Consider the following 22,121-nt stretch of genomic DNA (forward strand, 5'->3'; position numbering starts at 1 on the left):
CAGAAAGGGTATTTGAGATGAGTAAACGTAGTTCAGCAGAATACAATGATTCCTCAATTCAAGTTCTACATGGGTTAGAAGCCGTGCGGAAGCGTCCTGGTATGTATATCGGTTCAACCGATTCAAGGGGATTGCACCATCTAGTCTATGAAATCGTTGATAACGCCGTAGATGAGGCGCTTGCTGGTTTTGGAAAAGAAATCAATGTCACAATTCATAAAGATAATAGTTTAACTGTTACAGATAATGGCCGAGGAATGCCAGTTGGTATGCATTCTTCCGGTATCCCTACCGTTGAAGTTATCTTCACAGTCCTTCATGCCGGTGGTAAATTTGGACAAGGCGGTTATAAAACCTCTGGTGGTCTCCATGGTGTGGGTGCCAGTGTTGTAAATGCCTTATCCGAATATCTCACTGTCGAAATTGTACGTGAAGGCAAAAAATACCGTGAAGAATTTAAAAATGGTGGTCATCCGGTTGGCTCTTTAAAGAAAATTGGTAAAACCAAACAGGCTAACGGAACTGTTGTGACTTTTAAGCCTGACAAACAAATTTTTACAACTACCGTGTTTAATTTCAACACGTTATCTGAACGCTTGCGGGAATCTGCTTTTCTATTAAAAGGCGTCAAAATTACTTTAACAGATGAGCGTGAAAATCAAGAACAAACCCAAACGTTCTTATATGAAGAGGGGATCAAAGAATTTGTAACTTATCTAAATGAAGATAAGGATACCTTAGGCGATGTTCTTTATTTTGACGGTTCCAAAGAAGGCGTAGAAGTTGAAATTGCAGCCCAATATAACGATGGTTATTCAGAAAACGTGTTGTCATTCGTTAATAATGTGCGAACTAAAGATGGTGGTACTCACGAAGTTGGTATGCGCTCTGGGTGGACCAAAGCTTTCAACGAATATGCTCGAAAAGTTGGTCTTTTGAAAGAAAAAGACAAAAATCTCGAGGGTAGTGATGTTCGTGAAGGATTGTCTGCGGTCATTTCACTTAGAATTCCTGAAAAAATTCTCGAATTTGAAGGTCAGACAAAAGAAAAATTAGGAACCCCCGAAGCGCGAACCATCGTGGACAATGTGGTGAATGAACAGTTACTTTTTTACTTAATGGAAAACGGCGAATTTGCACAAATGTTAGTTCGTAAATCTTTAAAAGCTCGTGAAGCAAGAGAGGCCGCCCGAAAAGCACGTGATGCGACGCGTAGTGGCAAGAAACGTAAAAAGACTGATCGATTACTATCAGGTAAATTAACTCCCGCACAGTCAAAAAATGCAGCCCGTAACGAGCTTTTCTTGGTGGAAGGTGATTCTGCCGGTGGTAGTGCCAAACAGGGCCGAGATCGTAAATTTCAAGCGATTCTACCGCTTCGTGGAAAAGTCTTGAATACAGAAAAAGCTAAATTAGACGATGTGATGAAAAATGAGGAAATCAGTACCATGATATACACAATTGGTGCTGGGGTTGGAGCTGAGTTTAATATTAAAGATCGTAACTATGACAAAATCATTATTATGACTGATGCTGATACTGATGGTGCCCACATCCAAATCTTATTATTGACTTTCTTCTATAAATATATGCGTCCTATGATTGATCAGGGTCATATTTATATTGCTTTACCCCCTCTTTATCGCTTACAAAAGGGAAAGGGGAAAAAGCTCCAAACTGTCTATGCTTGGACTGATGAAGAACTAGATAAGGCCTCCAAAGAAATTGGTCGTGGTTTTGCTTTGCAACGGTACAAGGGACTTGGTGAAATGAATGCCGATCAACTTTGGGAAACAACTATGAATCCTGAAACTAGGACTCTGGTCCGCGTTAGAATTGATGACGCTGCCTTAGCTGAGCGTCGTGTGACAACTTTGATGGGTGATAAGGTTGAGCCGCGAAGAAATTGGATTGAAAAAAATGTTGAGTTCTCACTTGAAGAAGAAGGAAGCATTTTAGACAATGAGGCCGTTAATGTCGCTCATGAAGGTGAATTTGATGAAGACGATGAAAAATAATGAAAGGAGGGGACAATGTGCCTAACTCAAAGAATGAAAACACCAATAAAATTCAAGAACTTACTTTAGAAGATGTCATGGGTGATCGATTTGGTCGTTATTCCAAGTACATCATTCAAGAACGGGCGTTGCCTGATGTGCGAGATGGTCTAAAACCCGTTCAACGTCGAATTTTATATGCCATGAATCAAGATGGCAATACTTATGATAAGGGTTTCCGAAAATCGGCAAAATCAGTTGGTAATGTCATGGGTAATTTTCATCCCCATGGAGACAGTTCTATCTATGAAGCCTTAGTCCGAATGAGTCAAAATTGGAAACTCCGCGCTCCATTAATTGAAATGCACGGAAATAACGGTTCAATTGATAATGATCCGCCAGCCGCTATGCGATATACAGAAGCACGTTTAAGTAAGATTTCAAGTGAAATGTTGAAGGATATTGACAAAGAAACCGTTGATTTTGTATTGAATTTTGATGATACTGAATATGAACCAACTGTTTTACCAAGCCGTTTCCCTAATTTGCTTGTTAATGGGGCTACAGGGATTTCTGCAGGTTATGCAACTGATATTCCCCCGCACAATTTAAACGAAGTCATCGACGCCTTATTGTATCTATTAAAGCATCCTGATGCCTCACTCGAAAAATTAATGGACTTTGTAAAGGGCCCTGATTTTCCAACTGCTGGTATTATTCAAGGATTGGATGGCATAAAAAAAGCTTATCAGACTGGTAAGGGACGGATTGTCGTTCGTTCTAGGGCCCAAATCAAACCACTTCGAGGCGGTAAATCTCAAATTGAAGTGTCTGAGATTCCTTATGAGGTTAATAAAGCTCAGTTAGTTAAAAAAATTGATGAAATTCGAATTTTAAAAAGAGTAGATGGCATTGTTGAAGTTCGTGATGAGTCCGATCGAAAGGGATTATCAATTGCAATCGAACTCAAACGAGAGGCTGACGCAAACGGAATTTTAAATTACCTTTTTAAAAATACAGATTTGCAAATTTCTTACAACTTTAACATGGTTGCAATTAACCATAAACGTCCAGAAAGACTTGGGTTAAAAGCATTTTTACAGGCTTACCTAAGTTTTCAAAAAGAAGTTATTACCAAACGCACGCGGTTTAGTTTGAATAAAGCTCAAAAACGGCAACATATTGTTGCTGGCCTGATCAAAGCTCTTTCCATTCTTGATAAAGTTATTGCCACAATTCGTGGTAGTAAAGATAAGAAAGACGCCAAGAATAACTTAGTTCAAAAATATCGTTTTACTGATGAACAAGCAGAGGCAATTGTTTCCTTACAACTTTACCGATTAACAAATACAGATGTGACCGCTTTGGAGGCCGAATCAGCCGATCTGGATAACCATATTGCCGAATACAATGAAATTCTGAATAGTGATGCCGCATTGGCTAAAGTTTTGCGCTCTGAATTAACCAGTGTAAAAAAAGAATATGGGTCACCACGCCTAACTGAAATTCAGAATGAAATTGAGGAAATTAAAATTGATCGTAAGGTCGTTGTGCCCGAAGAACAAGTTATGGTCCTTGTTAGTCATGATGGATATTTAAAGCGAAGTTCACTGCGTTCCTACAACGCTTCTGGTGACGATAATGGTCTCAAAGATGAAGATTATCCAATCTTCTTAAAGCAATTAAGCACTTTAGATCATCTAATGATGTTTACAAATAAAGGAAATCTGATTTCTCGTCCCGTACATGAATTAACCGATTCGAAGTGGAAGGATACTGGTGAACATATTTCACAAACCATTGGCCTGGGTGATGACGAACGGATCATTAAAACTTTTGCGTTCCATTCACTTAAAGAAACTGGTGAATTTCTTATTGCAACCAGTGACGGCTACATTAAACGCACAGAGTTTTCTGACCTGACGCCAGGTCGAAATTATAAAAAACATGCGGCAGCTTTCATTAAATTAAAACAACCAGAAACAATTGTGATCAATATTTCATTTATTCCAAAAGCCATCGAGCAAACTGTTATGCTGATTTCTAAAAAAGGTTACGGTCTACGTTATGATTTAGCCGAAATTCCAAGCATTGGTGCACGAGCGGCCGGTGTAAAATCAATGGATCTGCGTGATGATGAAGTTACCAATGTGCAACTTGTGTCAGACGTCGATCAAGTTGGCTTGATCACGCAGCGCGGAGCATTCAAAAGAATGGCTGTTAAAGAGATTCCAGTTACTAGTCGGGCCCGGCGTGGCGTTTTGGTTCTCCGAGAGCTGAAAAACAATCCACATCGTGTGGTTGATTTTATAAAACTAAATGAGAGTGCTGTACTGGAAATTTTGACAACCCGTGGCACGATTCACGATATTATTGCAGCCGAACATCCGCTTAGTGCACGATATTCCAATGGTTCCTTCGTTATTGACACTGAATCAGAGGGAGAACCAGTTTCTATGAACCTTAAACAAATGCCCGTCGTAACACCAACATCCGAACATTAAATATTAATTTACACTTAACTTACCAGTTTTAGACGACAAAATTCTTGAAAAAATCACGTTTAACCATTAGAATAATTATAGTTATTATTGAAAGTTGGTTATAATCATAAAAACTAAAGGAGAAACGGAATGAAATCAAAACAAGAAACTATTTTTTCATCTAAGACTTTAACTTATTTCCTTCAGCTGGCCGATACTATGAACTACACACAAGCTGCTCAAATTTTAGGCATTACTCAACCTGCTTTAACACAACAAATTAAGAAGTTGGAACACACGGTTGGAGCACCATTATTTTACTCAGTTGGTAAAAAATTGCGTTTATCCGATGCAGGCTACACAATGCTAAAGGCCACTCATAATATCAATGAAGTTTTGAATCAGGCAACTGATGAAATTCAACAATCTACTTCACCGACAAAAGGTGAAATTAATATTGGAATGTCGGCTTCAATCGAATCCCGTGTTTTTGAAGACTTCATCACTAAATATTATGAAAAACAACCGGATGTTATGATTACTTTTTATACGTTAACCCGAAAAGAAATTTGGGAACGTTTGGAAAACAACCGAATTGATTTGGCGATTATGTATTTGCCGGATGATAGCATTAAGAATTGGAAACCTTACGAATCGCGTAAAATTCTTAACGAAGATTTACTGTTCATCCATCATGATGAAAAATTGGCAAAACAAAAGAAAATCAAGTTAAGAGATACTTTGAACGCTAATTGGGTTACTTATCCCGATGGTTACTATTTAGATGGTGTTTTACGTGAATCCTATAAGAATCAGTTAGTGGACGTGCCTAAGAGTGTTGCTCGTTTCACAACGCCGGATCAGATTCGACGCTTTGCTGAAACTACAGGGGTTAACAAAGCATTGCCAGCGTCATACGTCATTTCTCATCCAGTATCAGATAATACTTGGATGGCAAGATTTGATCCGGCAATCAATTTTGACTTAAGCTTTGTATTTAGAAAAGATAAAGATGAAATTCCCCGAATCAGTTCATTTTTGGCCGCATTTGACGACTATTTAAATGAAGAAAGTTACACGGAACGTTTACGTAAAATGATTGGTAATCAAAATAAACAAAAAATTTAAAGGAGTTCTTTTTAATCATGAGTAAAGAATTAGTTTTTGGTCATAAAAATCCAGATACAGACGCCATCAGTTGTGCCATCGAATATGCTTACCTTGCCAACAAGTTAGGTGATGAAGTCGAAGCTGTTGCTCTCGGCAAAACAAACAACGAAACCAACTTTGTTTTGAATCGCTTTAACGTCAAAGCACCACGTGTGATTACTAAAGCTAAACCAGAAGTTGATTCAGTTGTCCTTGTTGACCATAATGAGGCAATTCAAAGTGTTGACGATTTGGCAGATGTAACGGTAACAAGTGTTATTGACCACCACAAAATTAATTTCTCATCTGCACAACCATTATTTTACCGAGCAGAACCAATTGGTTGTTGCAGTACAATCATTTACAAAATGTATTTAGAAAATAATGTCGAAATTCCTAGCAACATCGCGGGTTTAATGCTTTCTTCAATTATTTCTGATACATTACTCTTGAAGTCACCAACAACAACGGACGACGAACGGAATGCTGTTCCTGCACTAGCAAAAATTGCTGGTATTGATGACTATGAAGCTTATGGTATCGAAATGCTAAAAGCTGGTAGTGACGTTAACGATCGTAGTGCAACTGATATTCTTGAAGGCGATGCTAAGTCCTTTGACATGGGTGGAAAAACTGTTCGTATTGGCCAGGTAAATGCCGTTGATTTAAACGATGTTTTCAAGCGTCAAGCTGAGTTAGAGACCACCATGACTGATTTAATGGCTGACAAGTCTTACGATCTCTTCTTACTCCTTGCAACAAACGTGCTTACTAGTGACTCTGAACTTCTGGCATTAGGTGAGGGTACAGACGTCGTTGAACAAGCATTTGGTACTAAATTTAGTAATCATCGTATGAATCTACCCGGTGTTGTTTCCCGTAAGAAGCAAGTTGTGCCACCATTAACTAAAGCTTTTGATTAATTAAACTTATCGTTTGTAAGATCTGCTCGTAGCTAGCAATAGCTTGAGTAGGTCTTATTTTTGCACATATAATACATGCCATTAACTATTTTGCGAGTCTTCTCAGTTGCCTTGTGACAAAATTTAAACTATACTAATTTAGCCCAATTAACTTACGTTCAAGGAGGAACACACATGACTGAAAAAGATTTGAAGCAACAGTTATCCAGGGAAGCATACGAAGTGACACAGCACGCCGCCACAGAAGCGCCATTTAGTGGAAAATACGATAATTTTTACAAAGAAGGCATTTATGTTGATATCGTGAGTGGCGAACCCTTATTTTCATCAACGGATAAATATGATGCTGGTTGTGGTTGGCCGTCATTTACGAAACCGATAGATAAATCTGTGACTAAAGAACATCGAGATTCATCGTTTGGTATGGAACGTACAGAAGTTAAAAGTGCAAAAGCTAGTTCACATTTGGGCCATGTTTTTACTGATGGTCCACATGACAAAGGTGGCTTAAGATATTGTATTAATTCAGCCGCACTTAAATTCATTCCAAAAGATCAAATGAAAGATAATGGTTATGGTGAATATACAAAATTACTTTCTTAGTTTGAAATAGATCAAAGAATAGTTTTAAGACTACTTTGAATAATATATATTATGTAAACTAGAACGTAAAATTAAAAATAAACTGATTTTCACCCGCAACCTCCTCTATCCCACTTCTTAAATTTAATTACACAAAAAATGGATCTTCCAAAAGGAAGATCCATTTTTATTACACGATGCTTATCGATTGCTTGAACTAGATGTCTTACTACTTGCAGAAGATGATTTGCTGGCACTAGTTGTTGAACTACTATGTGAAGAAGCAGAACTATTAGTTGAGCTTGCCTTTGAACTACTATTGTAACTACTGCTGTTACCATTAGATGAACTGCTATAACTAGAATACGAACTACTACTTTCAGGATAACTACTACTGTAGCTACTATAACTATAGCTACTGTAACTTGATGAGCTAACTGCAGCAGCTGAAGATGCTATTGACGCTGCAGCACTAGCTTGTTTCTTTTTATAAGTTTTAACAGCTTTTTCAACTCTAGTTAAATCTTTATTTGCTAATTCAAAGTTGGGATACTTATTTAACTTGTCTAACAGATTATTCAACTTAGTATTTGTGACCGAAGCCGCTAAGGAACCACTTTTACCATTTTTGAATAAATTATTGGTCTGTTTATGCAACTTACTAACAGCCTTAGCCTTTGTTTCGAGTGCACTTAACTTCTTATTATACTCACTATAGAACCCAGAAAAATCTGATTCAAAACTAGATGATTTCAAATCCTGTAATAAGTTGCTAACCTTGGTTCCTGTTGTAGAAGTTTTATACGTATTACCACTCTTCAAGTTTTCAACTCTCTGGCGAAAAGCAACTGCACTTTTCCCAAGACTTGCCAATTGGCTATACTGGTTAGCCTCTGTATTATTACGTACCTGCTTAGCATCAGCTGCCAATTCAACCATTTGAGCTCGCGTAGCAGTATCCGTAATATTATCACGATCACTATTAAAGCTTTGTTGAACGATCTTTTCAGCGTTAGCTTGAGCCTGATTCCCACTAGATCTTCTGACGAAGAAAACAATTGCTCCTATTAATACAATCAAAATACCAACTATCCAAAGCCATTTTTTTGACTTTCCGGACTTGTTTTTAAGTTTTTTTGGTTTATTAGGTTGCGGTCCACGTGGTGGTTTGGGGGCACGTTTTTTTTGTTTTTTTTCTTCTTTTTGTTGTTCTTTTGCTTTTAAACGGTCCATTCTTGAGGTTGGAACAGACCAATCATTATTATTGTTGTTATTAATCGTCATCATCTTCCTAACTTAATAAATTAAATATGCAGTTAAACTTATAGTTTCAATTTAACATTTTTTGAATTGAACAACCAGTATGAACCTCAATTATTCATAAAAAATACAATTAATCGGTTCAAACAAAAAACCTCCAAATGTAAAGTGAACCCCCAAGGTTGGACAGAAAAATCCAATTTTGGGGGTTTCATTTATGAGTAAATTTAATTTCGATTTTAAAGTTAAGATTGTCACCGAGTATTTAAGTGGTCAGGCAGCTTATTCACTAGCGAGAAAGTATGGGATTGGCAGCAAGGCTACCGTTTCAATTTGGATTCAGCGATTTGAAAGATTTGGTATTAAAGGACTTCAGCCAAAAGCCATGGACTTAGAATACACTAGTCAGTTTAAAGTTGATGTATTAAACTGGAGGAAACAAAATCAGGCCTCACTTCCAGTAACCGCCTTACACTTTAATTTATCCTCGCCAAGTACAATTTGGCAATGGGAAAAGCGATTTGAGACATTAGGAATTAAAGGGCTTGAGCGAAAGCGAGGCAACTCGAAAAATATGGCAAAACACAAGAATGAGAACGCTAAACCAGTTGTCCAAAAGGACAACTCAACAACAAAAGATACTTTAAAGCAACTCCAAAAAGAGAATCAAATGTTGAAGATTGAGAATGAATACTTAAAAAAATTAGAAGCCTTAGCTCGGAAAAAATCAGCACAAAGGAAATCTCGAAAATAGCGACTGAGTTGAGGCAAATATTCCAAGTATCAATTAAATTGATTCTCAAAGTAATTAAAATACCGCGTAGCACGTATTACTACACTCGAAATCATGAAGGTCGAAAATTCAATGACGATCAAGTTATTCAAGCAATTGATGAAATTCGACAACAAGATTTAAAATACACAAAGAAGTACGGGTACCGTCGAATTACAAGTGCTCTGCATGATTTAGGATTTCAGATAAATCACAAGCGGGTTTTACGTATTATGCAAGAACATGCCTGGATATGTCATGCCTTTAATCGCCAAACTCGTAAATATAACTCGTATAAAGGATTAGTTGGTAGGATTGCCCCTAATCGGTTAAAGCGTCGCTTTAAGACCGACAGACCCTATCAAAAACTTGTAGCAGACGTCAGTGAATTTCGATATGGATCTATGGGAACAAATGAACGCGTTTATTTGGAACCGGTACTAGATTTATTCTCTGGAGAAATTTTAGCATTTAATATAAGTGAACATCCAACAGTTGAATTCGCCATTAAACCGCTCAAAGAAGCTTTAGAAGGACTTCCGGCACTAAATTATCGGACAACAGTTCATACTGACCAAGGCTTTCAGTATCAACATCGCCAATGGCGAACGCTCTTGAAAGAACATCATGCATTCCAAAGTATGTCTCGTAAAGCGACTTGCCTTGATAATGCAGTAATGGAGTCATTCTTTCATATTATGAAAGCAGAAATGATGGATGAACATTTTGAAGATAAAACTAGCCTAATTCAAGCAATGAAAGATTGGATAGACTTCTATAACAACCGTCGTATCAAAACAAAATTAAACGGCAAGCCCCCGGTAAAATACCGAGAACTCGCCGTTCAAAAAGCAGCTTAACAATTTGTCCAATTTTAAGGGTTCACTTCAATGCTGAGTAAGTTTATTGCTCAAATCTGAAGATTTGTTTGCCGGCGCATAATGGCAATGGCCTGTTACACACATATTATTCAAAAATTAGCATTGGCACAATCATTGGGCTTCGTTCAGTCTTTTGATATAAGAACTCCTGAAGATCATCAATAATGTTTGTGCTAAAGTCTTTTTCTGTTGGATGCGCTTTTTCCTTCATTGTATTTAGTAAAGAACGGAAAGCTGCCTTATTTGTATCGTGAATCAATTCGTTTGATTCGCGCATGTAAATAAATCCACGAGATATTGTATCTGGACCTGCAGTTATACGATGTTTTTTGATATTAATTGTGGCAACTGCAGTGACAACCCCTTCACTAGCTAAAATGGTCCGATCACTCAAAATTTGGGAACTAACATTATCATTAATATCAGCATCATTCAAGTAAACGTCACCAGCACTGAAATGATCCGCAATTCTGGCGCTATCACGGGTTAAAGCCAAAACATCACCATTTTTCATAATGAAACAATTTTCTTCTGGAATACCAGTCTGTTCCGCAAGCTTCGTATGAATCATTTGCATTCTATATTCTCCATGACAAGGCATAAAGAACTTGGGCTTAATCAAGCGTAACATCAACTTCTGATCTTCTTGACCACCATGTCCAGAAGTATGAATATTATTAACTTTACCATGAATGACGGTAACGCCCGCCTCGTCTAATTTATTGATTAAATTATTGACGCTAACGGTATTTCCTGGAATTGGATTACTAGAAAAGACAACTGTATCATCTGGTTGCAAACTAATTTGACGATGAGTTCCATTGGCAATTCGACTCAAAGCAGCCATTGGTTCTCCTTGGGATCCGGTACATAAAATCATTAATTTATTTGCCGGTAAATTATTTAATTCTTGTGCATCTACTAATGATTCCTCTGGAATATTCAAATAACCCAGTTTTTGACCGGCCTCAATCGCATTTTCCATACTACGTCCAAAGATAGCAATTTTACGTCCCTGAGCCAAAGCAGCCTCGCAAGCTTCTCGAACCCGATAAACATTAGAAGCAAACGTTGCAAAAATAATTCGACCTTGAATTTCAGTAAAAATACGTTTAATACTTTGTTCTACAAAACGCTCAGATTTAGTGAAAGTTGGTCGTTCTGCATTAGTACTATCTGACATTAACAACAAAGAATCTTTAACGCCAATAGCAGCCATTTTCTGGAAATTTGGTGAAGGTAAATCCCCCACTGGCGTTAAATCAAATTTGAAGTCTCCTGTTTGCACAATAGTTCCTTGAGGGGTATGAACAGAAATTCCCAAAGTGTCAGGAATTGAGTGCGTTGTCCGGAAAAATGAAACGGAAAGTTTTCTGAATTTTAAAACGGTATCTTCCTGTAGTTCATGTAATTCAGTTGTCCGCAACAAATTATGCTCTTTTAGCTTACCCTTAATTAATTCCGAAGCAAAAGGACCTGCCCAAATTGGCACGTTTAGTTTTTGAAGGAAAAATGGAATTCCACCGATATGATCCTCATGTCCATGAGTGATTACCAACGCTTTAATTTTCTTTTGATTTTCAATCAAAAACTGATAATCAGGGATAATATAGTCAACACCTAGAAGTTCATCTTCGGGAAACTTAATTCCACAGTCAATGATTACGATTTCATCTTGATATTGCACACAATACATATTTTTACCAATTTCGCCTAAACCACCAACGGCATAGACAGCCACTTCATTATTTTTAACTTTTAATTTACGCATAAAAAACTCCTTCTTTTAATAAACCCTAATAACCCATTTGAAAGGCATCAGTGTTTTTACGATCATAATAATTTTTTTCATGGCAAACAACTCTCACCATTCCGATTGTATTAAATTAACCTTATCACATTCCCCTTCAGTTCACAACAAAAGTACCAAGCCTTTTATAGAATAGTAATAAAATAAGACGCAAGCCAATATGCTTGCGTCTTATTTTAGTTTACTGTTTTGTATAATCCTCTAACCAGGCCAAAGCAAGTGCTTTTTCACCTAAATGGGCTCCAATAACTGGGCCAAAATAACTAATATCAATTGGCAAGTCTGGATACTTGGTTTGCAATTTTTCCTGCCACTTTAACGCGGCAGGTTCATCGTTTGCATGAATAATAATTGCTCGAATTGGGTAATCTAGATTTTCTTTACTCTTTGCAAATAATTCTTCTACCCTGGCCAAGGCCTTTTTAGTAGAACGAACTTTTTCAAAGGCTACGATTTCGTGAGCATCGTTGAAAGTCAAAATCGGTTTAATTTTTAACAATCCTCCGATAAACGCTGAAGCATTTGACAATCGTCCCCCACGAACAAGGTTCTGCAAATCATCAACGATGAAATATTCCCCAAAAGTGGAACGTAGTTGATTGAGGCGTTCTAAAATCGAGGCTGGTTCTTGCCCCTCACGTGCCATCCTGGCAGCTTCTAACACGAGTGATCCCATCAAACGCACCGTGATTTCAGAATCATATACGTAAACATTTAAGCCTTCTATCTCATTTTTAATAGAGTCCAAACTACTTACAAATCCTGAAATCGTGCTTGCTAGGTGAATACTAATGACATTTTCATAACCTTCATCACGTAACTGCTTATACAACTCAATCATTTTGCCTAGTGGGGGCTGAGTTGTGCTTGGAAAAGAACCCGAAGTTTTTAGTTTTTTATAAAACTCTTCATTAGTAATGTCAACGCCTTCATCATAACTTTTCCCATCAATCACTACGGGAATTGGTACGATGGTAATATTATTATCTGATATTTCTCTTGCTGATAAGTAACAGGTACTATCTGTTACAATGGCCGTTTTCATGTGTACACCAACTTCTACTTTTAAAATTAATATTTCCATGATAGCATATTTTTATAAATTTTCAAAAATTGTCTTGCTCTATTTAAAATTCTAGATTTAAGAACTTTAGATCTCTCTGTTTGAAACTTAGTTTATCACATTTTCTGGAGACACTGGTATACTAGAAGTTAACAGTCTATTCGAGAAGAAAGTAGGTTTCATTATGTCCTTTGATGGTTCTTTTACACACGCAATGGTTCATGAATTAAATGATTTATTAAAAAGTGGTCGAATTACAAAAATACACCAACCTTACGAAAATGAAGTAATTATTACATTCCGGGCCAATCGAAAAAATTATCCCGTTTTACTCTCTGCTCACCCAAATTATGCGCGAGTGCAAATTACAAAAATTCCTTATGCCAACCCTGCTGTCCCAACTAATTTTGCTATGATGCTAAGAAAATACTTGGATGGTGCCATCTTAAATGGTATTCAGCAGGTTGAGAATGATCGGATTGTCAATTTTTCATTTTCAAAACGAAATGAATTAGGTGATATTGAGGAACTTCTGCTGGCAGTCGAAATTATGGGCCGCAGAAGTAACATCGTCTTACTTAATAACACGACAAAGGTTATTTTAGACACAATTAAGCACATTAATGCTGACCAGAATCGTTATCGTTTGTTACTTCCAGGAGCCACATACATCACACCACCCAGTCAAGACAAGTTAAATCCCTTTACTGATGAAACAAAGGCATATGCTAAAGCGCTGAGTGACTTCCCTAACCAGGAGGTTTTGGCTACTGAACTGCATCGCATTTATCAAGGATTAGATAAAAATACCAGCCTTGAATTAGCTAATTATTTGCATCAACACAACGAATCAAGCGCGTTTGATGACTTTTTCGAAAAATTCGATCAACCAAATCCTGTTATGACAACTAAAAAGCAAAAATCTAGTTTTACTGCTTTTCCATATGCAACTTTAGAAGGCACGCAGCAAAACTTTACTACCTTAAGTGACTTACTGGATGCATTTTACGTAGCGAAGGCTCAACATGATCGAGTCATTCAAAAAGCTGGCAATTTAGTGCATGTTGTCAAAAATGATTTAAAGAAGAATCGAACTAAATTAAAAAAACTTAACCAAACTTTGGCTAGTTCTGAACAAGCCGATGTTTACAAAATCAAGGGAGAAATTTTAACCACTTATCTTAATCAGGTTAAACGAGGAATGACAGAAATCACCCTTCCTAACTATTACGATAACAATCAAGATATTAAGATTTCTCTTTCTAACCAGATTTCACCCTCACAAAATGCGCAAAAGTATTTCAAAAAATATCAAAAGGCAAAAAATGCTGTTCATTATGTTTCTGAACAACTCACAAAAACGCATCAAGAGATTGATTATTTGGACAATATTATGACGCAAATTGAACTGGCAAATCCTCAAGACCTAGATGAAATTCGAGAAGAACTAGAAAAAGAGGGTTATTTAAAGGTTAATCAAAAGAAACGAAAACAAAAACGATCAAGAGCTAGTAAACCAGAAACCTTCCATGCTACAGATGGCACTCAAATTTCTGTCGGTAAAAATGATACTCAAAATGATCGTTTGACTTTGAAAACGGCTAAGAAAACGGATATTTGGTTGCATACTCAGAAGATTCCAGGGTCACACGTGATTATTCATGACGCTAACCCGACCGACCAAACACTCACTGAAGCCGCCACTTTAGCTGCCTACTTTTCCAAAGCACAACAGTCCGCACACGTTCCTGTTGACTATGTGGCTGTTAAACGCGTGCATAAGCCGAATGGTGCCAAACCTGGACTAGTTATTTATGAAGGCCAAAGTACCCTGATTGTGGATCCTGATGAACAGTTAGTCAATCAGTTAAGACAAGTTTAATTAGCAAAAAGGATGCTACGACAAAACGAGTCGTAGCATCCTTTTTTTGTATGAATTTATAACTTTGTGCTTGTAATTCTGGCTCCAATTGCCAACGAAAACGGTGGATTCTGTGGCTCGGGAATCTGTAATTGATTGTACGGAAAAACGTGTTCTAGTTTTAGATGCACATTTTGACTAGTTAACTTAAGTGGTGATTCGCAATTTGAGCGTTTCAGAATTAATTTAACCATGTCCGCCACAATATCATAGTTTAAAGCGTAGGTCATAAAGGGAATATCCTGAATTGCCAACGGAATCGTTCCTGTAACGATAAGGTGACTCCCCTCCTGTTTAAACATAACTGAATAGATGCCATCCTCTTGTTTGCTGAGCTCACTTAGAGATATGTGTTGCAGTTTATTAGAAATCTGTTTCTTTGCTGAAGAAGGAAAATGCAAACTTGCATCTTCCGCAGTGTCAAAACAGCCTAAATTTCGTTGTTTTTCTTCCATCTTTTCAGCCACAACTAAATAATTTGATTCTACATTCTCTGCCCGCGAAGTTCGGGATAATGGTAGTTGGGTAATTTTAACACCAGCTGTTTCCAAGTCCGTAACAATTTGCCACTTTCCTTGTGCAATTACAAAATCCGGTTGTTCACTATTCATAATATTTAAGCAGTTTTCAACAGTTAACGGTTCTAAATACAGTTTGTCAGCTAACCTTGGTAAAATTGAAATTGCACTTGGATTATTATTAATCAAGATAGTTTCAAACCCTAATTTTTGGCAAGCTTGAATTGTATGCACCGTCACATATTCAGCTGCCGCATTCGTACCAACTTGATTATTAGCCGTACCCAAAATAAACACTTTAGGCTTTTCACTAATTTGTGATTCATTTTCTGTTTCAAAAGTTGTGTAATAACTACGATTATTATAAGGAAATTCTCCCGCCGTGGGCTCAATCCCCTTAAACGTTGGTCGAATTTGATTTGTCTCACGGAAATCACGCACTTTTTTGTCAGAACATTTCCACAATTGTGCAATTTGAGAATCGCCATATCCATAATATTTAGCATTGCGCAAAACATCAACGTCAAAAGGATGTTTACGTAACTTTTTTTCAATTTGAACAATATGAATCAATTTGTAGAAATAAAAAGCATCTATTTTTGTGAGTTCTGCCAATTCCTCTACCTGATATCCCCGCCGAATGGCTTCCAGTAAATAAAAAACTTCTCCTGCTGTGGGATGTACTAAAACATTGATTAATTGACCTTCGTTTAGCCTTGATTCATCCAGAGCCGCTTGCTCAGAGGTAGTTGTCGAATCAACTGATCGAATCGCTTTCAAGGTCGCTTCTTCAGTACTTCTCCCAAAAGCAATTACCGATCCAGTTGATTTCATTCGCGTATTTAGCTCCTGATTAGCATTAGCAAAACTAGCAAAAGAAAAAGTTGGAAAACGGACTGCAATGTGATCCAATGTTGGCTCAATTAAAGCCAAGGAATCATGCTGCCTCAGGCCTGGAATTGTGATACTCCTTAAATTTCTACCAAAACTAATTTGTGTGCAAACTAACGCAACCGGGTATCCAGTCGCCCGAGCAGCAAATGCCGTTGTGCGATCAAAATAAGGGTTTACCCGAATCACATAATAATTACCTGTACTCTGATTTAAAGCAAATTGAATATGACAAATTCCGCGAATCTTGAATTCTTGTACAATCCTTAAAGCTGAGGATCGAATCGCCTGAAATTCTTGATCTGTAAGAGTCTGAGTCGGCGTGAAGACAATTGAGTCTCCTGCATGAACACCAACTGGATTAAAATCTTCGGCAGCACAAATAAGCATTCTTGTATTTTCATTGTCTCGAATAACGGTCATTTCAATTTCTTTAAACCCGACAATGCTTTTCTCAACCGCAACTTGATGAGTGGTTGAAATTCTAAATGTGGACGCAAGCATTTGTTTCAGCTGATGCTCATTTTCGCATCTCATTCTGTTGTTATTGGTTATGGCAGCGACAGGTTTAACGATTACAGGATAACCAATTCGTCGCACAAATTTTAAAACCTCATTTGTATTACTTAAAATATTAGTTGGAATATAAGGTTCATGAATATTCTGTAAAATACGATTCAATGCCTCTGGATTTTGCGTATTTGCAATAGTCTTTAAGCTAACCCCCAAAACACGAATATTTAATTGATTAAAGATTCCAGCCTCATCAAGTTGGTGAAGTAATTGAAAAATAGGCGTTCCACCTAGTGTTGGTATTAAACCATCAAATTCATTATTTCTAAGAATTGTAATTAAAGAATTGGCATCCAAATTACTAATTATAAAGTGCTCCGGATCTAAATAGTCTCCCGCAACTGAATTAGCATTATTACTGACAAACGTAACTTCCTTGCCAGCCTTGTGAAGTTCTTGAATAGTTTGTAAGGTTGCTGTTTCAAGTTCAGTATCCATACCAATTTCATTTGGGCCAGACCCAATAATTACTATTTTTTGCAACTTTGTTCGTGCCATTTTACCGCTCCATTCGAGTAGTCATGATTTCGATGAATTCATCAAATAATTCTGAACTTTCCAATGGCCCAGGCGCACCATCAGGAAAAAACTGCACACTAAAATCAGGAAAGTCCCGATGCCTTAATCCTTGAACAGATTGATCAACTAAATCAATGTGGGTAGTCAACATTTTATCGCGATTAATCGACTCACGATCAACTGTATACCCCTGTCCTTGTGATGCATAAAATATTTCATCTGTAATGATTGATAAAATCGGATGATTATCGCCATGATGCTCAAATTGTAATGGCTTAACCTTTGCCCCGTTGGCCATCGCAAATAGTTCATGTCCTAACCCAATAGCAAAGAGCGGAATCCGCTGTTCCACCTCTGCAATCATATCTGTCAATGATTTTGGTAAGTCAGTCGGACTACCAGGACCTGTTGATAAAATAACACCATCAGGGTCTAGATCAAAAATCTGTTCAGCAGTACAAGAATATGGTAGTACAGTCACATTGCAATTTCGTTGACTTAATTGCCGCAATATTCCATGTTTTAGACCTAAATCAACTACCACCACGTTCAACCCGGTTCCTGGGTTAGGGTACGCCTTTGGAGTTGAAACCTGGCTAACTTGTTGATTAGTCAACACAATCGCATTCAATTGATCAAATGCATGAGCTAAGTCCTTAACCGGATCAACAATGCTCCCCTTAACGGTCCCTTTGGCTCGCAACTTGTGAATCAACGCTCGTGTATCAATGCCACTAATACCGGGGATGTTTTGAATTTTTAAAAATTCATCTAATGAAAGTCTTCGTTGACGATTAGTTGAAACATCAGCGACATCGCGGACAATAACACCTTTACATGTAGGTTCAATTGATTCGTAACTAGCCCGATCAATCCCATAACCCCCAATTGAAGGCTGAGAAAAAACAATAATTTGATTGTGATAGATTTGGTTCGTAATAATTTGTTGATACCCAGTTGCACTTGTATTAAAAACAACTTCTCCAAAAGTAGTTGCTGGCGATCCAAAAGCCTGACCACGATAGACCGTGCCATCGTCTAAAATTAAATATCGCTCACTCACGGTCCTCACCTCATTTAACTATTTGCCATTAACAATCTTAACTGAATCTTCTTCATCAATTTCAGAAACGGAAACTTCAATTTTTTCATTCTGCGCAGTCGGGATGTTTTTGCCAACAAAATCTGCTCGGATTGGTAGTTCCCGATGTCCCCTGTCTACCAAAATCGCTAAATTAATTCGTTTAGGTCGACCTATATCCATAATGGCATCCATTGCCGCTCGAATTGTCCGTCCAGTATATAATACGTCATCTACCAAGATAACTTTTTTTCCTTCCAAACTAAATTCAAAATGTGGTTTCCCAGGTAAATTTGGGTCACTATCTAATTGATGAATATCGTCGCGATAAGCTGTGACGTTCAACTCGCCAACTGGTACTTCGACATTTTCAAGTTGTTTTAGTCTCTCCGCGATTCGCTGAGCCAAAAAAACTCCCCGTGTTTTAATTCCAATAATGACCAAATCCTCTACACCACGATTACGCTCAATAATTTCATATGTAATTCGTGTCAAAGCACGCTTCATCGCCATTGTGTCCATGATTTCTTTTTCCAAAGCAGCCAACTTCCTTTCTAAAATAAAGGCGAACCAAATTTACATTTGCTTCGCAAAACTACCTAATCTATATACGCACCTACTAATTTATAAAGCGCTATTACGAATTAACTTTAACCATGTTCAGATTGTGTGTCAAGCCATTTAAGTGTCTTTTCAAACACTGCAGGCAATGGTGCCTTAAATTCAAGATACTTGCCGGTTGTTGGCTGCTTAAACCCTAAGACACTGGCGTGTAAAAATTGACCATTACCTTTTAAAGTTTTTCGGGGTCCATACAACGGATCGCCAGCAACGGGATGTTCAATATATTTCAAATGAACGCGAATCTGATGAGTTCTACCCGTTTCCAATTTGCACTGAATTAAAGTGTAGTTTCCATAACGCTTGAGAACCTTAAAATGGGTAACTGCTGGTCGGCCATCTGCCACAATTGCCTGTTTCTTTCTGTCTTTGGGTGATCGACTAATTGGCGCATCAATCGTCCCTTGATCTTCTTTGATATTTCCGTGCACCAGGGCAATATATAATCGCGTATTTGTTTTAGCTTTCAACTGTGCCGATAAACTCTGTTGCGCATGATCATTTTTGGCCACCATTAATAAACCTGATGTGTCCTTATCAATTCTGTGAACGATTCCTGGTCGATTTGTACCGTTAATTGTAGATAAGGGACTATGATACAGTAACGCATTCACCAATGTGTGATCTGGATGCCCTGCAGCCGGATGGACAACCATACCTTGTGGTTTATTGACAACAATGACATCGTTATCCTCATACACAATATCCAAAGGAATATTTTCTGGTTCAAGATCAAGGGGTTGAATATCTTCATCTTGAATTTCGATCTTATCGCCAGGTTTAACGCTGTACTTATTCTTAATTTGCTTTGAATTAACCAAAATATGGTCATTTTTAATTAAATTTTGAATATGTGAACGAGTTAAATCTGGAAAAGCCGCTGCCAACACTTTATCAATTCTGCCTTGTTGATCCTGGATAACAAGTTCATGGGTTAACATATTTAACTCTCCAATCTATCTTCCTTGAAAATTGCAATAAAAAGTACGATAACACCTATTGTTAGTGAAAAATCAGCCACGTTAAAAATGGGAAAATTGATAAAATCAAGTTGAAACATATCAACAACGTATTTCAATCTAACCCGATCAATAAAGTTTCCAAATGCACCGGCTACAATTAAGCTTAAACTAATTTGATATAACCAATGTCCACGAGTTTGATACAAAAAATAAAGTAAAACGACCAAAGCCACTACTGTAATTAAATAGAAGAAAGTGGTTTTTCCTTCCAAAATACTCCAGGCTGCCCCGTTGTTTCGAATATTAGTTAGTGAAAAAATTCCAGGTATAACCTGATGAACAGCATCCATACTAATATTGGTTGCAACCCAAAATTTTACTAATTGATCAACTACGACAACTGCTAAAATAATTAAAAAATCTATGGCAAATAACATGTCATGACCTCATTTCCTATCAGAATAATCCGCTGATCTTACCATCATCACTGATGTCAATGTCCAACGCGGCAGGATGCTTGGGTAATCCAGGCATTGTTAGAATATTACCTGTCATTGCCACAATAAAACCGGCTCCCAGCTTAGGAACAAATGATTTTACATGAATAGTAAAATCTTTAGGAGCCCCCAATAATTTAGGATCGTCTGATAGTGAATATTGTGTTTTTGCCATACAAACTGGTAATTTATCCCAACCATACTTTTTAAAACGTTTGATCTGATTAATTGCTTTTTTAGAATACTCAACATGAACACCACCGTATATCTTAGTCACAATGGTTTCAATCTTGACCGTAAGATCAGCATCTGGTTCATACAGTGGCTTAAATGTGGCCGGTTTTTCAACAGTTTTAATTATCGTTTTAGCAAGGTCGAGTGCGCCGTGACCGCCTTTTGCCCAAACATCTGTATCCAAAGCTTGAATTCCCATATCTGCACAAATTTGTTTGACATAGTCAATTTCATGATTGGTGTCTTGAGTAAAACGATTAATTGCTACAACAACCGGTACTCCATATTGAGCCATACTTTTAATATGATGAACAAGGTTTGCAATACCCTTTTTTAATGCATCTAGATTTTCTGTTGCCAAATCTGATAACGCCTGACCACCATTAAGCTTCAAAGCCTTTACAGTCGCCACAATCACAATTGTATCCGGCGTTTTTCCTAATACCGGTGTCTTGATATCAAGAAATTTTTCGGCGCCAAGATCAGCGCCAAAACCTGCTTCGGTAATCGTATAGTCAGCCAAATTCAATGCGGTTTGTGTAGCAAGCACACTATTACAGCCATGCGCAATATTTGCAAACGGACCACCATGAATAATAGCTGGTGTATGAGCCAAAGTTTGAACTAGATTAGGTTTAATTGCATCTTTTAGCAAAGTTGCAATAGCCCCACCAACATTTAAATCTTGGACGGTCACTGGTTTCCTATCGTGCGTGTAACCAATCACAATTCGATTAATTCTTGCTTTCAAATCGTGCAAATCTTCAGACAAACATAGAATAGCCATTAGTTCACTGGCTACCGTAATATCAAAACCATCCTCCCGGGGAACACCTTGAACAGGGCCACCCAAGCCAATGACAATATTGCGAAGTGCGCGATCGTTGATATCTAAAGTTCGTTTCCAAACAATTCTGCGTTGATCAATTCCTAATGTGTTCCCTTGCTGCATATGATTATCAATGAGAGCAGCCAACGTATTATTGGCTGTTGTTAACGCGTGCATATCACCAGTAAAATGCAAATTAATATCTTCCATTGGTACAACCTGAGCATAGCCGCCACCAGTGGCTCCACCCTTCATACCCATCACTGGCCCCAGCGAGGGCTCCCGGAGCGCAATCATAACCTTCTTTTGTAATAAACTAAAAGCATCTCCTAAGCCAACCGTAACAGTTGATTTTCCCTCGCCAGCAGGAGTTGGATTGATTGAAGTAACCAAAATTAATTTTCTTTTAGTCTTTTTTTCTGTTTGCAGAGGCAATTTTATTTTGGCTTTATATGAACCATATTGCTCGATATCATCTTCCGATAGACCAATTTTTTCTGCAACTTTTACAATCTTGTCCATTTTTACATTTTGTGCAATTTCTATGTCTGTCAT

The 22,121-nt window shown here is 37.6% G+C and carries 17 protein-coding genes; 8 read left to right on the top strand and 9 right to left on the bottom strand.

What is annotated here, in order from left to right; translation table 11 throughout:
• Positions 1–17: 17 nt before the first annotated feature.
• The 5 genes from parE to msrB all read left to right on the top strand — a co-directional run bounded on the left by parE (position 18) and on the right by msrB (position 7,155).
• Positions 18–2,018: a DNA topoisomerase IV subunit B gene (parE, locus tag AB3217_RS05750; protein WP_057782333.1), complete on the top strand. Its 2,001-nt coding sequence runs from the start codon at positions 18–20 to the stop codon at positions 2,016–2,018.
• Between the two features lie 17 nt (positions 2,019–2,035).
• On the top strand, positions 2,036–4,501 hold the full coding sequence (gene parC, locus AB3217_RS05755) for a DNA topoisomerase IV subunit A (protein ID WP_260267546.1): 2,466 nt from the start codon (positions 2,036–2,038) through the stop codon (positions 4,499–4,501).
• Positions 4,502–4,630: 129 nt separating this feature from the next.
• On the top strand, positions 4,631–5,608 hold the full coding sequence (locus tag AB3217_RS05760) for a LysR substrate-binding domain-containing protein (protein ID WP_367365789.1): 978 nt from the start codon (positions 4,631–4,633) through the stop codon (positions 5,606–5,608).
• A gap of 17 nt (positions 5,609–5,625) precedes the next feature.
• A complete protein-coding gene (locus AB3217_RS05765; RefSeq protein ID WP_068808279.1) occupies positions 5,626–6,552 on the top strand; it encodes a manganese-dependent inorganic pyrophosphatase in 927 nt (308 codons plus the stop codon).
• A gap of 174 nt (positions 6,553–6,726) precedes the next feature.
• Positions 6,727–7,155: a peptide-methionine (R)-S-oxide reductase MsrB gene (gene msrB / locus AB3217_RS05770; protein WP_367365790.1), complete on the top strand. Its 429-nt coding sequence runs from the start codon at positions 6,727–6,729 to the stop codon at positions 7,153–7,155.
• A 180-nt stretch (positions 7,156–7,335) separates the two neighbouring features.
• Here the strand turns inward: msrB and AB3217_RS05775 are convergent, their stop codons facing one another.
• On the bottom strand, positions 7,336–8,367 hold the full coding sequence (locus tag AB3217_RS05775) for a hypothetical protein (RefSeq protein WP_367365791.1): 1,032 nt from the start codon (positions 8,365–8,367) through the stop codon (positions 7,336–7,338).
• Between the two features lie 244 nt (positions 8,368–8,611).
• Here AB3217_RS05775 and AB3217_RS05780 point away from each other — a divergent pair, with 244 nt between their 5' ends.
• Together AB3217_RS05780 and AB3217_RS05785 are read left to right on the top strand one after the other, a co-directional pair.
• Complete coding sequence (locus AB3217_RS05780; protein ID WP_057785073.1) at positions 8,612–9,148, top strand: helix-turn-helix domain-containing protein; 537 nt, start codon at positions 8,612–8,614, stop codon at positions 9,146–9,148.
• Positions 9,145–10,026: an IS3 family transposase gene (locus AB3217_RS05785; RefSeq protein WP_232310845.1), complete on the top strand. Its 882-nt coding sequence runs from the start codon at positions 9,145–9,147 to the stop codon at positions 10,024–10,026. The genes AB3217_RS05780 and AB3217_RS05785 overlap by 4 nt, the downstream gene beginning before the upstream one ends.
• A gap of 106 nt (positions 10,027–10,132) precedes the next feature.
• On the opposite strand, the gene AB3217_RS05790 is transcribed toward AB3217_RS05785, so the two are convergent.
• Together AB3217_RS05790 and AB3217_RS05795 are read right to left on the bottom strand one after the other, a co-directional pair.
• Entirely contained in the window at positions 10,133–11,818 is a 1,686-nt protein-coding gene (locus tag AB3217_RS05790; protein ID WP_057782346.1) for a ribonuclease J1, read from the bottom strand.
• 220 nt (positions 11,819–12,038) lie between these two features.
• Complete coding sequence (locus tag AB3217_RS05795; protein WP_057782348.1) at positions 12,039–12,902, bottom strand: DegV family protein; 864 nt, start codon at positions 12,900–12,902, stop codon at positions 12,039–12,041.
• 202 nt (positions 12,903–13,104) lie between these two features.
• Here AB3217_RS05795 and AB3217_RS05800 point away from each other — a divergent pair, with 202 nt between their 5' ends.
• Positions 13,105–14,802: an NFACT RNA binding domain-containing protein gene (locus AB3217_RS05800; RefSeq protein WP_068807245.1), complete on the top strand. Its 1,698-nt coding sequence runs from the start codon at positions 13,105–13,107 to the stop codon at positions 14,800–14,802.
• 56 nt (positions 14,803–14,858) lie between these two features.
• Here the strand turns inward: AB3217_RS05800 and AB3217_RS05805 are convergent, their stop codons facing one another.
• The 6 genes from AB3217_RS05805 to AB3217_RS05830 form a co-directional block, all read right to left on the bottom strand.
• The gene (locus tag AB3217_RS05805) at positions 14,859–17,321 is read right to left on the bottom strand and encodes a carbamoyl-phosphate synthase large subunit (protein ID WP_367365792.1); all 2,463 of its coding nucleotides are present in this window, start codon (positions 17,319–17,321) and stop codon (positions 14,859–14,861) included.
• Between the two features lies 1 nt (position 17,322).
• Positions 17,323–18,405, bottom strand: a complete 1,083-nt coding sequence (locus AB3217_RS05810; RefSeq protein ID WP_367365793.1) for a carbamoyl phosphate synthase small subunit — start codon at positions 18,403–18,405, stop codon at positions 17,323–17,325.
• An 18-nt stretch (positions 18,406–18,423) separates the two neighbouring features.
• Positions 18,424–18,960 (bottom strand): bifunctional pyr operon transcriptional regulator/uracil phosphoribosyltransferase PyrR, encoded by a 537-nt coding sequence (gene pyrR, locus AB3217_RS05815; protein WP_057782356.1) that lies wholly within the window; start codon positions 18,958–18,960, stop codon positions 18,424–18,426.
• A gap of 113 nt (positions 18,961–19,073) precedes the next feature.
• Positions 19,074–19,985, bottom strand: a complete 912-nt coding sequence (locus tag AB3217_RS05820) for an RluA family pseudouridine synthase (protein ID WP_367365794.1) — start codon at positions 19,983–19,985, stop codon at positions 19,074–19,076.
• Between the two features lie 2 nt (positions 19,986–19,987).
• Positions 19,988–20,443 (bottom strand): signal peptidase II, encoded by a 456-nt coding sequence (gene lspA, locus AB3217_RS05825; RefSeq protein ID WP_068807254.1) that lies wholly within the window; start codon positions 20,441–20,443, stop codon positions 19,988–19,990.
• Positions 20,444–20,462: 19 nt separating this feature from the next.
• Complete coding sequence (locus tag AB3217_RS05830) at positions 20,463–22,121, bottom strand: formate--tetrahydrofolate ligase (RefSeq protein ID WP_367365795.1); 1,659 nt, start codon at positions 22,119–22,121, stop codon at positions 20,463–20,465.

It is taken from the genome of Pediococcus parvulus, assembly GCF_964063155.1.
Lineage (GTDB): Bacteria > Bacillota > Bacilli > Lactobacillales > Lactobacillaceae > Pediococcus > Pediococcus parvulus.